Genomic DNA, 14,472 nt, shown 5'->3' on the forward strand with positions numbered 1-14,472 from the left:
CCTCATGACGGCGAAGTCCCAGTTTGAGACGGGCGATCCTAGGTTGGAGAACCTTGCGTAAATGCTAAATTCAGCGCTTCGGGAATGCAGCGGGCCGGAAAGAACAATCATTGGTGAACAAAGGGATAATACCCGTGACGATCTGGCACGATCTCCTAATATACAAAGTCGAACCTGCTGCGGCCATGCTTCCATTGGAAACTTTGCTTGGTCTTGGGTGTCACTTTAGCGGATAGATTCAATCTCGACTCTCGACTGCGAACCTGGCCGCGGCATTCGACTCGGCGACAAATGCGAGCATGGCCTGCTTGCGCCGCCGGCAAATTTGACCCTGCGATCATTCATCCGAGCGACAGCAGGATTATCGCTCTTAACTTTTCGAACACTTGCTATAACGTGCGCAGCCAGCGGCGGCAGACAACGGGCTGCATAACGGGGACACGGGCATGGCAGAGATCAACAAGAGCGTCGCCTTCTGGCGATCTTTTCCGATCTTCGAGGAATTTTCCAAGGAATTGATCGCCGAGGTGGCCGGCCTGGCGCAATGGCGGCGCTGGCCGGCGGGCACGGTCATCTTCCAGCGCGGCGATGAGGGCAACTATATGATCCTCGTCACGGACGGCCGGATCAAATTGTCGCTGATCACCTCGCAGGGCAAGGAATTGTCGTTGCGCCATCTCGAACCGGGCACGCTGATGGGAGAGATGGCGGTGCTCGACGGCGCTCCGCGCTCGGCCGATGCCACCGCGACAGTAGCGACCGAAGGCTATGTCATCGGCAAGAGCGAATTCATGGCGCTGATCACCCGCAATCCCGACGCCGCGGAAGCGGTGATGGGTTATCTCTGCCGGCGCCTGCGCGAGACGACCGACCAGCTCGAGACGATCGCGCTCTACGATCTCGATTCCCGCGTCGCCCGCTTCTTTCTTGCCACGCTCAAGCAAATCCATGGCGAGGAGGACTTGCCGGACCATGCCAACCTGCAGATCGCACTCAGCCAGACGGAGATCGCCGGCATTCTCGGCGCCAGCCGCCCGAAGATCAACCGCTCGATCCTGTCGCTCGAAGAGCACGGCGCGATCAAACGCCAGGGCGGCGTGATCGATTGCGATGTCGGGCGGCTGATGAAACTTGCCGAACCGGATGACGAATAGTGGGACACAGCGCATTTAGCTGGGGCGAAAGCGGGGCACCCAGCCGCAACAAAAAAGACTCCCCGTTCCCCCGGCCGAAAGTGTAAATCTCAGCGATGACGTTTCGCCTCAAGCCGTTTCATATCGGTATCCTGGCAAGCCTGGCAGCTGCTCTCCTGGTATTTTTCATGCCGGATGAATGGCTCGATGGCGGGCGCGAACTCTATTTCGACCGGCTGACCCAGCTTTTTCCGCCACCGCATTCGCAAGACATCGCCGTGGTCGACATCGACCGCAAGGCCATCGCCGCCGTAACGGACCAGAAATGGCAACGGGTCGACACGGCCAGGCTTGTCGATAAGATCGCCGCCGAGAAGCCGGCGGTCATCGCCTTCGACCTGATCTTCTCAACGGATTGCGACCCTAAGAGTCCGACCAACCAAACGCTGGCGAAAGCGCTCACCGAAGCGCCGACATTGCTCGGCTTCCTGTTGTCCGACGCGCCCGGTCCCGCACCGCGCCCGTTGCCGCCGCTGGCATTGGCCCGTCCGCTCACCGTTCCGGAAATCTGGTTCCTCCCCGGCGCCGAGATCGCCTGCCCGATCTTCCAACAATCGGCGTCAAGCACCGGCGCCTCCTTCCTGATCGGCGATGACGATTCGCGTGTTCGCCGCGTGCAGGCTTTTTCGATCCTGGACGAGGTCCCGTTCCCTGCCATCGGGCTCGAAGCGGCGCGCCGCTACCTGAAAGTCAAGACGCCAATTCTCGGCGGCACCCCGCCCTGGATCAAGCTCGGCCGCGAGACATTCAGTCTTGCTGAGGACGGCAGTTTGCGCTTCGTCGCCAGCGATCTGGCGGAGATCGTCAAGCGCACGGTTTCGGCAGCGGACGTATTGGCTGACAATCCGCCCAAGGGTTTCTTCACCGGCAAGATCGTTTTCATCGGTTCATCCATGCCCAATCTCGGGGGGTTGCGGGCCAGCGCCGCCGAGCCCCTGGTCGCCTCCGTCCAGATCCATGCCGACCTTGCCAATTCGCTGATCGAGAATTTCGTCCCGCTGCGCGACGACACATTCGTCGATTTCGAGGCGGGCTTCGTGCTCGTCGCCGGACTGATGATTGCGCTGCTGACAGTGCGTTTCCGCCCTTCGGTGATCGCGCTGGGCGGCATCGGGATGATCATGGTCACGCTGGCTGTCTCCGCCGGACTCTATGACCTTAAAGGCTGGCTGACGGACGGCTTTACCGTCAGCCTCGCAGTTCTGGCGGTCATTCTTGTCGCCGCGTTTTCGCAATTCGCCGAGACCCGGCGAGCCGAACGCGTTGCCCGCCAGCGCTTCTCGCAATACCTGCCGCAATCGGTGGTCAATCGCTATATCGACAATCCGAATGCGCGGCCCGTCGCCGGCGAGGAACGGCAAGTCACCGCACTGTTCACCGACATCGAAAGCTTTTCCACGCTTGCGGGCCGCGTGCATCCGCAGGTCCTTGTCAGTCTGCTCAACATCTATTTCGCCGAGGTGACGAAAATGGTCGCCGACCATGGCGGCATGGTCGACAAGATCGTCGGTGACGCCGTGCATGCCTTCTTCAACGCGCCTGACGACCTCGACGACCATGTCAACAAGGCGATCGACTGCGCGCTCGATATCACGCGTCTCACCGAGGAAATGCGCAACCGGCGGAATTTCAAGGAACATGCCTTCGGCCGGACGCGCATCGGCATCGAGACCGGCATGGCGGTGCTGGGCGAGGTCGGTATCGGCGGCAAGCTCGACTATACGGCGCACGGCAATGCCATCAACCTCGCCGCCCGGCTACAGGATGCCAACAAGTTCCTCGGCACGACGATCTGCGTCGGACCCGCGGCAAACAAGGAGAGCGCCCGCATGCTCAGGGCACTCGGCGTACACGAAATCCGCGGCTTCGGCACGATGGACCTGTTCACCCCGGACGACTTCATCGTCCACAAACATATCTGAGTGGGACTTCAACCGGCCAACGAGGTCGGCACCTGTTTTCCCATCAGGTCGAGGCAGGCGACGAACTCGCGCAACAGGGCGCGGTCGAAATGACCCCGGCGTTCCAGCATCCAGGCAACCGCTTCGGCGCGCGGCCAGGGTTTCTTATAGGGGCGGGCCGAGGTTATCGCCTCATAGACATCGCAGATCGTCGCCATAGAGACATGCTGGCCGATCTCGCTTCCTGAGAGCCCCGCCGGATAGCCTTTTCCATCCGGGCGCTCGTGATGGTGAAGGCAGATATCCAGCACGAATTGCGGCATGTCGCCTTCGGCCGACAGAATGGCATGGCCAAGTGCCGGATGGGTGCGGATCTTCTCGAATTCGGATGCCGTCAAGCTGCCTTCCTTCTGCAATATCTCGTCGGGCATCCGCATCTTGCCGATATCATGCACCAGGCCTGCCGTGCCGAGGACCTGCACCAACTCGGCATCGAATTTCATATAGCGGGCGAACTGCACCAGGAGCGCGCTGACAGCGATCGAATGGCGGAAGGTCGTCTCGTCCTTGGACTTCAGCCGCGAGATGCTGAAGAAGACGATCGGGTCCCTCTCCATGGCGCGCGATATTTCCCGCACGACCGGCTCCGTCTGTGCCATGCCAACGCTGTTGCCGGTCCGTGCACCATTGAAAAGGTCGGCTGTCGTCGACTGGACGCTTGCCAGGATCGTGTTCGCCGCCCGCCGCCGCTGGTCGAGCGGCGGGGTCTTCTGGCGTTTCCGTACGGGGACGTTGACTGTTTCGACAATGTCGCCTCCGAGCACCGGATTGATGATCGCGGCCTTGATATTGCTGCGCTTCAAAAGATCGACCTGTTCGGCGCGTTCCAGCAGGAAGCGCCGTTCGCCGATGGGATTATCCTCCCAGGCGCATTCGAGATCCTCCACGAACATCCCGACTTGAAGCTGCGATTTGTCTATTCTTTTCATCGTTCTCCGAGGAAAGCCGCCGATCCCCACATCACCGCTGCGGCATCGTATACGTGAGCATGTTTATTTTTGCTGAATAATATAGTTGCAGAATACGGCCTGTTGAAGCTTGTAGCCGAAAAACGTCTGCCTGGAGCCGGCTCTCGGTTCGTTATTTCAATTTGAATAAAAACTAATATGCACTTTAACTACATTGATTCTGTTGGGTTACTGGCGGCGGGTACGGCGTTGAGGCTTTGCCACAGATACCAGGAGGCGATGGAGCGGTAAGGCCGCCAGCGCGGACCGAGTGCCACCAGCGTCCCTGCCTCGCCGAAATGCTGCCTGATTGCCCGTTGCAGGCCGACATCACCAAGCGACAGCACGTCGAGACACCGCAGCCCGAAGATCTGGAACATTTCCGCCGTCCAGCGGCCGATGCCGGGCAGTTCGACAAGCGCCTTGATCACCACCTCATTGTCGAGTTCCGCTACTATGGCATCGAAATCCATCGTGCCGGCATAGACGCGTTCAGCCAGCGCGCGGACATATCTGACCTTGGCGTTGGAAAGGCCGCAGGCGCGCAGAGCTTCCGGCTCAGCGGCAAGGATGCCCTCGGGTGTCAGCATGCCACCGGTTATGGCGAGTACGCGGCTCTCGATCGTCGCAGCGGCCTTGACCGACAATTTCTCCAAGGGTGTGTAGGTCATATCCCACAGGGGCAGCGGCCGTGGCGGGCGACGAGCTTGGCCATGACCTGACAGTTGGCGCCTGGATGGTCTTCAGGACTTGCCATCGCTACCGACCTTCAGGGCAAGAACATGCTCTATTCCGATGGAACGTAGCCCGGCAAAGGTTTTCCGTGCCTGTCGAGTAGAACACCGTTCTTGATGATGACAACGTATGGCGCGCGCGTAGAAGGGTCAGAATCTTCTGGGTCACCCCTATAAATACGGACGCTGTTTCCGGCATTGTCTGGATCGTCATAGCGCCAGCCGGGAGCGCTTTTCGTCGGAGAGCCAATCCAATTGTCAGGTATCTGCCTCGGGCGAACCTTCCCGGTCAGGACATCCTCGGTATTCGGATCCAGCTTTGTCTCTCCCGCCCACGCGATCGGCGCGGCCAGTATCAGCGTCATGAACGCGAATGCCGTTGCCAGCCTCCAACACGCTCTCAATGCGCCTCCTCCCAGTTCCTGGCATAGCGCGCATCGACCGCCAGCGGCACGCTCATCGAAACGGATGGCAGCGCAGCGTTTTCCATCACCGTCTTGATGATCGGGATGCAGTTTTCCGCCTCGGACTCGGCGGTCTCGAAGATGAGTTCGTCGTGCACCTGCAAGAGCATGCGGGCATTGACCTTGCCGGCCTCCAACTCGTCCTCCATCTTGATCATCGCCCGACGGATGATGTCAGCGGCGGAGCCCTGGATCGGGGCATTGATCGAGGCGCGTTCGTTGAAAGCGCGGACGGATGGGTTGGACGACTTGATATCAGCGAAATGGATGCGGCGGCCGAAGATGGTCTCGACATAGCCGAGATCGCGTGCCTTGGACTTCGAAGCCTCCATATAGTCCTTGATACCCGGGAAGCGTTCGAAATATTTGCGGATATAGTCCCCTGCCTCCGAGCGCTCGATGGAGAGCTGGTTGGCAAGACCGAAGGCGGAAATGCCGTAGATGATGCCGAAATTGATCGCCTTGGCGCGGCGGCGTACATCGGACGGCATGCCGGCCACCGGCACGCCGAACATTTCGGACGCAGTCATCGCATGAATGTCGATGCCATCGGCAAAGGCCTGCTTCAGTTGCGGAATATCGGCGGTGTGAGCCAGCACACGCAGCTCGATCTGCGAATAGTCGGCCGAGATCAGCACATTGCCAGGCTCGGCGATGAAGGCCGTGCGGATCTTGCGGCCTTCGGAGGTGCGGACCGGGATGTTCTGCAGGTTGGGCTCCGAGGATGCAAGCCGGCCGGTGGTGGTCGACGCCATCGCATAGGATGTGTGCACCCGCTTGGTCTCGGGATGGACATAGCCCGGCAGCGAATCCGTGTAGGTGCTTTTGAGCTTGGTCATCTGCCGCCAGTCGACGATCTTGCGCGGCAATTCATGCCCCGCCGCCGCAAGGTCCTCCAGCACCTGCACCGACGTTGACCATTGACCGGTCTTGGTCTTGCCACCGCCGGCATCGAGCCCCAGCTTGCCGAACAAGATGTCGCCGAGTTGCTTGGGCGAGCCAATGTTGAAGCGTTCGCCGGCGATGTGATAGATTTCATCCTCGATGCGGGCAGCCGATTGCGCCAGTTCTCCCGAGAGGCGCGACAGGATCTGCCGGTCGATCGAGATGCCGCGCTCTTCCATCCGGGTCAGCACCGGCACCAATGGCCGCTCCAACCGTTCATAGACGCGTGTGAGGCTCTTGGCGGCAAGCCGCGGCTTCAGCACCATCCACAACCGCAGTGTGATGTCGGCATCTTCGGCGGCATAGCGGGTGGCGCTTTGCAGATCGACCATGTCGAAGGTGATCGACGACTTGCCGGAACCGGTGACCTCTTTATATGCGACCGGCTTATGCCCCAGCCAGCGATCAGAGAGCGAATCCATGCCATGCGTGGTGTTGCTGCCGCCGTCGAGCACATAGCTCATCAGCATCGTGTCGTCGAAGCGCGCGATGACGATGCCGTGGCGCTTCATCACCAGCCAGTCATATTTTATGTTCTGGCCAATGATGAGGACGCTGTCATCCTCCAGCAGGCTCTTCAGGACCTCAAGCGCCTGCCGCACGGGAATCTGGCCTTCCACCAATCCGCCGCCGAGCAGGTCGCCGCGGCCGCTCTTATGCGCGACCGGGACATAGCAGGCGCGGGTGATCTGGCCCGAGGGCGTGGCGCTGTCGTCGGCGACTGCGAGCGAGAAGCCGCAGAGCTCTGCCTGCATCGGGTCAAGCGAGGTGGTCTCGGTGTCGAAGGCGACGAGACCGATCTGCTTGGCCGTCGCCACCCAGCGCTTCAGGCCGTCAATGTCGAGGACCGTCTCATAGGTCGAATGATCGAAGGGTTGCGTGGCAAATTGCGCGGCCCGGTCGTCGGCGAGTTTTTGCGGCGCGAAAACCGGTTCGCGGCCATCGGAGCCGACATTCAGGGCGCCCTTCGGCTTGGCCGCCTGGGGCTGGCCCGCTTCGGCGGCCGGCTTTTCGGCGACTTCGAGATCCGGGCCATGCGCCGCGCCATCCCATTCGATCTTGACGACGGATGGTTCGATCGCAGCCGCATCGCAATCGCAAGCCTCGGCGACGCGGCGGGTCAGCGTGGTGAATTCCATCGCCTTGAGGAAGCCGACCAGCTTCGGGCCGTCCTGCTTCTCCAGCACGAGATCGGAAAGCGGCAAAGTCACCGGCGTATCGGTCCTCAGCGTCACCAGTTCCTTGGAGACGCGGATCAGGTCCTTGGCGGCAATGATGCTTTCGCGACGTTTCTCCTGCTTGATCTCACCGACGCGGGCGAGCAGCGTGTCGAGATCGCCATATTCGAGCAGCAGGGCAGCGGCGGTCTTCGGGCCGATGCCGGGAACGCCGGGCACGTTATCGGTGGAATCGCCGGTCAGCGCCTGCAGGTCGATCATCTTTTCCGGCGGCACACCCCATTTCTCGATCACTTCGGGAATCGAGATCTGCTTGTCCTTCATGCCGTCATACATATGGATGCGGTCGGAGACGAGTTGCATCAGATCCTTGTCGGAGGAGATGATCGTCGCTTCGGCGCCAGCCGCTTCCGCTTGCCGGGCATAGGTGGCAATGATGTCATCGGCCTCGAAGCCCTCGATCTCGATACAGGGCAGGTTGAAGGCGCGCGTCGCCTCGCGGATCAGGCCGAATTGCGGAATCAAATCCTCGGGTGGCGCGGAACGGTTGGCCTTGTATTCCGGATAGATCTGCTTGCGGAAGGTCGCCGCCGAATAGTCGAAAATCACGGCGAAATGGGTCGGCGTGACGCCGACTTCGGTGTTGCGGGCATCGACCAGCAGTTTCCACAACATGTTGCAGAAGCCGCTGACCGCGCCGACCGGCAGCTTGTCGGATTTGCGGGTAAGCGCCGGCAGCGCGTGGAAAGCGCGGAAGATGAAGCCGGAACCGTCGACGAGGAAGAGATGATCACCTTTTTGCATGGCCGACTTGTTAGCATGGCCTCCGGAAATCGGGAAGGCGCAATACCCCCGCTGTCGAAATACACTGCCACTTTCGGTACCGGTCATCCGCCGGCCGGAAGCGACCTTTTTAAGCAGATTGACCATGGCCGGCGAAATGATGTTGACCCATGGTTGAAAAGTTCAGAACATCGGTCTGTTTCGCGGGTAACAGACAAACCGACGGATAGGAGCTACCGATTTCAGTTGAAACCATAAAGATTTCGGCAGGGGGAAGCCGGAACCAATGAAATCATGACTATTGCAGACATTCCTTCATTGCGCATTGCGCGACTTCTGAAGACGCACACGATGCGGCGATTGCTCGACCGCGTCCGCGCCACAGAAGATTTCGCGACGTTCTGGCACGGTCCGCTCGATCCTATCACTTATACTTGCCTCGCCTCGTTTCCGTTCCACGGTGCGCCACTCAGACTTTATTGCTACGAGCCGCCGGAGAGGGCCCCGGCAGGTGTGACGCTGATCGATGCACGCGAAATCATCGCCGACGAGGGAATGCTGCAGCGCTACCTGGTGCGCGGCAAGCCGTCGCTGTCCAAGTTTTCTAACTATTTCCGCTACCGGCTGATCCAGAAGACCGGCGCATGCTGGGTCGATAGCGATGTGCTCGTGCTGCGCAAGCCGGACTTCGCCGGCAAGCCGATCCTCTTCGGCACGCAGGCGGAAGAGGACGACACCAACCGCTGCAATGGCGCCGTGCTCAGGCTGCCGCGCCGGCATCGGATGCTGGCGGAACTCGAAGCGCGCGCCCGCTCCGGCATCGATATCGATACCCACTGGGGCGTGCTGGGGCCGATGCTGATCACCGAGCTTGCCTCGAAACATGGCATCGACACTTTGGCGGAGCCGCGTCACGCCTTTTATCCACTGCGGCCACGCGAATTCTGGAAAGTGCTGCTTCCGGAATACCGCGACGAGGTGGCGCACCTCGCCACCCGATCAACCTTCCTCCATCTCTGGCATGAACTTTACAGGCGTTCTAAATACAACAAGGAGCGGGCGCCGGCCAAGGGCTCCTTCCTTTACCAGGCCTGCGCCACGATCGGCACTCTGGACATGTTTCTCCGCCCTTATAGGCCCGAAGCCCTTCGCACCAGATTTGCCGAGCGGATGGAGAAAGCGCATGCGGTGCACCACAAAAGGACGGGCGGCTACGATTGCGACGAACCGGCCTGACTTCCGGCACGCTCAAAACTTGTCATCCGGCAGGTATTGTCCGGTCACGAGTTTGTGCTATGTCCACGCCGAACGAATGCAAGGAGCAGCCATGACGCAGGAGATGCAAAAGGATCTGGTCACGGAAATCGCCAGCCTGGTGCAGGACTATCGCGGCGGCAATTCCAGCTTCGTCAAATTTGGCTTCCGCTGCGGCATTTCTCTCAATCGCCTGCCCATCGGCGGCGCCGTGATGCATAGCCCCAAGGACACGACCGAAAAATACTCGATCGGCGATCCGGCCTATCGCGGCAACCATCCGAGCGACAGGGACGCGTTTTTTGCCGCATTCGATAGTTTTGCCGGTAACGGCCAGTTCCTGGCCTGGGATGGCCACGCCCCGGATGCCGGCAATTTCGACATGGTCAAGAAATTCTCCGAGGAGTACCGCTGGCCGACCATGTTCCTCGAGCTGATCTACCGCCGCCGCGGCGCGGCGCAGGAACAGAAGCTCAGGATGTTCTTCGTCGGTTTCCCCGGAGACGTAGAAGCGATGGACTACGCGCGGCGCGTGGGCGGCATGCGCTAGCCACAGCCGGCGATACGGCAATCTGCATTGGCGATCCTCAAACGAGCCGGACGGATTCGGCGAAGGCATACCGCCACCGCTGTTGCCCGAAACGGAACCTGCCCGTCCTTTCATGCGTTCTGTGTGCGAACAAGAACCCGCAAATGGACGTGGAAGAGGACCGGCTATGTTAACGATCCTGCTGATTGTACTCATCATTCTCATTGTTGGCGGCGGCGGTGGCTACTATGGCTACCGCAGCTATGGCGGCTCCGGCCTCGGCGGCGTGCTCGGCTTGCTGCTGATCATCCTGATCGTCTTCTGGCTGGTCGGCGGCCTGCACGCCTGACATCCCTCAGGGGACTCCGGCCCGGCAAATTGGCGCGGCGGCCAATTGCCGGGCAATCTCGCCACTATCGAGCGGCCCGGCAGTTCCCCCCCAGGCCGCGACCGACGTTTTCCCGAACAGACGATCGAGCGGCGTTGGACTGCGTTTGGCCTCTTGTGGTGCGATAATGCAGTTCAACCGGTGAGCATCGCCGCAGACATGCCAGTTGCCGTCGTCGGATGGCCGCCGGACGATTTTTCCCGGATCGAGCAGATATTTGTTGCCCGCGAGATCGGTGATCTTCTCGCCATCCTTGTCCATGAAAGGCGTGAGCGCCGGCCGGCAGTCGTGCCAGTCGCAGCATGACCCCTTGCCGTCATTGCGCTCGAAGCCGTTGTAATCCTGCCCCGTCAGCCTGTCGATGTGGGCAAAGACCGTTGCGGGCACCGCGAATGTGAGCCAGAATGCCGGCAGCAAGGCATGCATGTTTGGCATAGGGCCCTCCTCCCAGAAGGACGCGCCGCAATGCTCGCTGCTATTGCGGAGAAACCGGCGCCAACCTCCTCCGGATCAGAATTCTTCGCTGACCTCGATCCAGTAGCCATCCGGATCCTGGAAATAAACAGATCGGACGCCATCGGCCCGCACATGCACCTTGCCCGGCTCCCTGGCCACGTTGACATAAGTGACGCCAGCGCCGGCGATATGGGCGATCTTGGCCTCGAAATCCGGGGCGGTGATGCAGAAATGCGTATGCATCTTCACATGCGTGTCGGCGAAGTCGCCCTCGATCAGATGGACGGACTGTTCCGGGCCGATGCCGAACCAGCGGATATTTGGCCGGGCAGCGAGGCATTCGATCTCGGGCAGTTCAAGGACGCGCTGATAGAACGCGGCGCTACGTTCGAGGTTGCTGACAAGGACGGACATGTGATTGAGGCGAAGCGATGCAGCCATAATGGAAACTTCGGAAAGCGGATCGGATTGTTGAACTGATAGCACTGCCGATGGCGAAACGCCATCGCGATCCGAAGGACTATGGCCGCTGTTGACGTCGCGGCGGCCAGAGGGCAGAACGTGAGGCCAGGGCTTCAGGGGATCGACATGTCAGCATGGCCTTTCGCGCGGGTTTCCGGGCGTCTCAACACATTGCTCGCGGTGATCGGCCTGCTCGCCGTGGCGGCGCTGACCGTGCCGGACATCAATCCCAGGATTGGGCTGGCGCTGGAAATCCTGCTCGCCGGCATCTGGGCGATCTATCTCATGCAATTCGTCGGCGACTGGTCGGCATGGCGAAAGGCCGACATCCCCAATCATCTGCCGACACTGACGGCTGATCTGCTTTCTGTGACCGTGCCGCTGGCCGCCTTCCTGACGATCCGCACGCAGGATCACAGCCTGTTCTGCGCCATCTGGCTGCTGAAGCCGTTGCGCGATTCCACCTTCTTCCGACTGCTCGGCCGGGTGCTCTTCAATGAAGCGCGCAGCCTGATCGGCGTGACCTCGATTTTCTGCATCGTGCTGTTTGCCGCCTCGCTCGCCGCTTATCTCATCGAGCGCAACGAGCAGCCCGACACCTTCGGCAGCATCCCGCAGGCGATGTGGTGGGCGGTGGTGACGCTCTCCACGACCGGCTATGGCGACGAAATTCCGCGCAGTTTTGCCGGCCGGGTGCTCGGCGGGCTGGTGATGATGAGCGGTATCGGCATATTCGGCCTCTGGGCCGGCATGTTGGCCACCGGCTTCCAGGAAGAAGTCCGCCGCCAGGATTTCGTGCAGAAATGGCAACTGGTAGCGGCAGTGCCGTTGTTCCAGCGGCTGGGCGCCTCCTCGGTGATGGAGATCGTGCGCGCGCTCAGGCCACGGATAGTGCCGACCGGCACCATAATCTGCCGCAAGGGCGACAAGGGCGACCAGATGTTCTTCATCGTCGATGGCAGCGTAACCGTTGCCACGCCGAGCCCGGTAGAGCTTGGCCCGGGCAGTTTCTTCGGCGAGATGGCGTTGGTGACCGGCGAGCCGCGCTCGGCGACCGTCACCGCGACAACCGAGGTGTCGTTGCTGTCGCTCCATGCCGAGGATTTCCAGATGCTCTCCTCGAGCAGCCCGGATATCGCCGACATCATCCGCAAGACGGCGCTGGAGCGGCGGGGCGACCCGAAGGCGTGATCACGACAGAACGCCGCGTGCCGTGCGCCGCGGCATCTTTGCGCTGCACCCATCTGGAGTGCGGCACGGAAGCCTGATAGCTTATATTGCTAAATCTTCCCATCAGGCCAAGAATGACGAACGATCCCCTCAGCGCATCCGAAATCGAACGCTACCAGCGCCATATCCTGCTGCCGGAAATCGGCGGCGCGGGACAGCAACGGCTGAAGAATTCCGCCGTGCTGGTGATCGGCGCGGGCGGACTCGGCTCGCCGGTGATCGAATATCTCGCCGCCGCCGGCGTCGGCACGATCGGCATTGTCGAAGACGACCGCGTCTCGCTCTCCAACCTGCAGCGCCAGACCATCCACGGCACGTCGCATGTCGGCGAGCGCAAGACGCGCAGCGCTGCTGCCCGCGTGCGCGAACTCAACCCCCATATCGAAATTGACCGCCACGAAATCCGCCTCGATACGGACAATGCCGCCGGACTGATCTTCGGCTACGACCTGCTCATCGACGGTTCCGACAATTTCACCACCCGCTATGCCGCCGCCGATGCAGCGGAGAAGACCGGCATTCCGCTGGTCACCGGGGCAGTCGGCCGCTTCGACGGCTCGGTCACCGTGCTGAAGCCCTATGATCTCGACCCTGACGGCAAACCCTATCCGCGCTACCGCGATCTTTTCCCCGAAGAGCCGCCCGAGGGCATGCTGCCGGTCTGTGCCGAGACCGGCGTTGTCGGCGCACTGACTGGGGTCATCGGTACGCTGATGGCGATGGAGGCGATCAAGCTGTTGACCGGCATCGGCGAACCGCTGATCGGGCGGCTGATGATGTATGATGCGCTGGCGGCGCGGTTCGACRTGATCAAGTACAAACGGAAGAGCTGACGTTAGTTCCGTCCCGGCAGCACCCGATCCGGCGGACGATGGCCGTCGAAATGGGTGCGGATGTTGATGATCACCTTCTCGCCCATATCGATGCGGCTTTCGATCGTCGACGAGCTCATATGCGGCAGCAGCACGACCTTGTTCTCGTTGGCCAGCCTCAGGAGCTTCGGGCTGACCAGCGGCTCGTTCTCGAACACGTCGAGGCCCGCGCCGGCGATCTTGCCTTCGCGGATGCATTTGATCAGGGCGGTCTCATCGATGACGCCGCCGCGGGCGGTGTTGACGATGTAGCTCGTCGGCCGCATCAGCGCGAGGCGGCGGGCCGAGACGAGGTGGTAGGTCGCCGGCGTCGAGGGACAGTTGACGGAGACGATATCGACGCGAGCGAGCATCTGGTCCAGGCTGTCCCAATAGGTGGCTTCGAGCACGCTTTCGGTCTGGGCGGTGACACGGTGGCGGTTGTGGTAGTGGATGGAGAGACCAAAGGCTTTGGCCCGGCGCGCCACCGCAGTGCCGATACGGCCCATGCCGATAATGCCAAGCCGCTTGCCCCAGATGCGGTGGCCGAGCATCCAGGTCGGCGACCAGCCCTCCCAATCGCCCTTGCTGTCGGTCAACACGCGCGCACCTTCGGCAAGGCGACGCGGCACGGAGAGAATGAGCGCCATCGCCATGTCGGCCGTATCCTCGGTCAGCACGCCGGGTGTGTTGGTGACGGTGATGCCGCGCTTGGCGGCTGCCTCGACATCGACATGGTCGATGCCGTTGGAGAAGGAAGCAATGAGCTTGAGTTGCGATCCGGCCGCCTCGATCAAGCCGGCATCGATGCGATCGGTGACGGTGGGCACGAGCACGTCGACGCGGGCAACGGCCGCCATCAGCTCTTCGCGCGATCGCGGATGATCGTCGATGTTGAGTTCGGCATCGAAGAGCTCGCGCATGCGGGTTTCAACGGCATCAGGAAGCTTTCGGGTAATGTAGACCAGAGGTTTTTTCTTGTTCGTCATCCGCATGTTCCGGCAAATCGTTGACCGACCGTTAACCAAGTTGCGCGACACTCGCGATCGATAACCGCATTCTTAATCAGACGCGGCGGTGAAGACAATCGCTTCCTG

General features: G+C 61.1%; 13 protein-coding genes. 7 read left to right on the plus strand and 6 right to left on the minus strand.

The window, feature by feature from the left end; all coding sequences use genetic code 11:
* The first annotated feature begins 446 nt into the window (after positions 1–446).
* Together AC1DYF_RS06035 and AC1DYF_RS06040 are read left to right on the plus strand one after the other, a co-directional pair.
* The gene (locus AC1DYF_RS06035) at positions 447–1,154 is read left to right on the plus strand and encodes a Crp/Fnr family transcriptional regulator (RefSeq protein WP_477875783.1); all 708 of its coding nucleotides are present in this window, start codon (positions 447–449) and stop codon (positions 1,152–1,154) included.
* 95 nt (positions 1,155–1,249) lie between these two features.
* A complete protein-coding gene (locus AC1DYF_RS06040; RefSeq protein ID WP_477875784.1) occupies positions 1,250–3,115 on the plus strand; it encodes a CHASE2 domain-containing protein in 1,866 nt (621 codons plus the stop codon).
* Positions 3,116–3,123: 8 nt separating this feature from the next.
* On the opposite strand, the gene AC1DYF_RS06045 is transcribed toward AC1DYF_RS06040, so the two are convergent.
* The 3 genes from AC1DYF_RS06045 to polA form a co-directional block, all read right to left on the minus strand.
* Positions 3,124–4,083 carry an HD-GYP domain-containing protein gene (locus tag AC1DYF_RS06045; protein ID WP_477875785.1) on the minus strand — a complete coding sequence of 320 codons (960 nt, stop codon included), beginning with the start codon at positions 4,081–4,083 and terminating at the stop codon, positions 3,124–3,126.
* 188 nt (positions 4,084–4,271) lie between these two features.
* Positions 4,272–4,772 carry a DNA-3-methyladenine glycosylase family protein gene (locus AC1DYF_RS06050; RefSeq protein WP_477875786.1) on the minus strand — a complete coding sequence of 167 codons (501 nt, stop codon included), beginning with the start codon at positions 4,770–4,772 and terminating at the stop codon, positions 4,272–4,274.
* 463 nt (positions 4,773–5,235) lie between these two features.
* On the minus strand, positions 5,236–8,226 hold the full coding sequence (polA, locus tag AC1DYF_RS06055; protein ID WP_477875787.1) for a DNA polymerase I: 2,991 nt from the start codon (positions 8,224–8,226) through the stop codon (positions 5,236–5,238).
* Positions 8,227–8,499: 273 nt separating this feature from the next.
* Here polA and AC1DYF_RS06060 point away from each other — a divergent pair, with 273 nt between their 5' ends.
* The 3 genes from AC1DYF_RS06060 (at position 8,500) to AC1DYF_RS06070 (ending at position 10,337) form a co-directional block, all read left to right on the plus strand.
* Entirely contained in the window at positions 8,500–9,441 is a 942-nt protein-coding gene (locus AC1DYF_RS06060; RefSeq protein WP_477875788.1) for a hypothetical protein, read from the plus strand.
* A 91-nt stretch (positions 9,442–9,532) separates the two neighbouring features.
* Positions 9,533–10,009 carry a hypothetical protein gene (locus AC1DYF_RS06065; RefSeq protein WP_477875789.1) on the plus strand — a complete coding sequence of 159 codons (477 nt, stop codon included), beginning with the start codon at positions 9,533–9,535 and terminating at the stop codon, positions 10,007–10,009.
* A gap of 166 nt (positions 10,010–10,175) precedes the next feature.
* Complete coding sequence (locus tag AC1DYF_RS06070; protein ID WP_477875790.1) at positions 10,176–10,337, plus strand: DUF3309 family protein; 162 nt, start codon at positions 10,176–10,178, stop codon at positions 10,335–10,337.
* A 6-nt stretch (positions 10,338–10,343) separates the two neighbouring features.
* On the opposite strand, the gene AC1DYF_RS06075 is transcribed toward AC1DYF_RS06070, so the two are convergent.
* Complete coding sequence (locus tag AC1DYF_RS06075) at positions 10,344–10,811, minus strand: hypothetical protein (RefSeq protein ID WP_477875791.1); 468 nt, start codon at positions 10,809–10,811, stop codon at positions 10,344–10,346.
* A gap of 75 nt (positions 10,812–10,886) precedes the next feature.
* Positions 10,887–11,273: a VOC family protein gene (locus AC1DYF_RS06080; protein ID WP_477875792.1), complete on the minus strand. Its 387-nt coding sequence runs from the start codon at positions 11,271–11,273 to the stop codon at positions 10,887–10,889.
* Between the two features lie 147 nt (positions 11,274–11,420).
* On the opposite strand from AC1DYF_RS06080, the gene AC1DYF_RS06085 reads away from it, so the two are divergent.
* Positions 11,421–12,485, plus strand: a complete 1,065-nt coding sequence (locus AC1DYF_RS06085; RefSeq protein WP_477875793.1) for a cyclic nucleotide-gated ion channel — start codon at positions 11,421–11,423, stop codon at positions 12,483–12,485.
* Positions 12,486–12,598: 113 nt separating this feature from the next.
* Complete coding sequence (locus tag AC1DYF_RS06090; RefSeq protein ID WP_477875794.1) at positions 12,599–13,357, plus strand: molybdopterin-synthase adenylyltransferase MoeB; 759 nt, start codon at positions 12,599–12,601, stop codon at positions 13,355–13,357.
* A gap of 2 nt (positions 13,358–13,359) precedes the next feature.
* Here the strand turns inward: AC1DYF_RS06090 and AC1DYF_RS06095 are convergent, their stop codons facing one another.
* On the minus strand, positions 13,360–14,364 hold the full coding sequence (locus AC1DYF_RS06095; RefSeq protein ID WP_477875795.1) for a 2-hydroxyacid dehydrogenase: 1,005 nt from the start codon (positions 14,362–14,364) through the stop codon (positions 13,360–13,362).
* Positions 14,365–14,472: the final 108 nt, after the last annotated feature.

The sequence above is a fragment of the Rhizobium sp. P2_G9 genome (assembly GCF_056403475.1).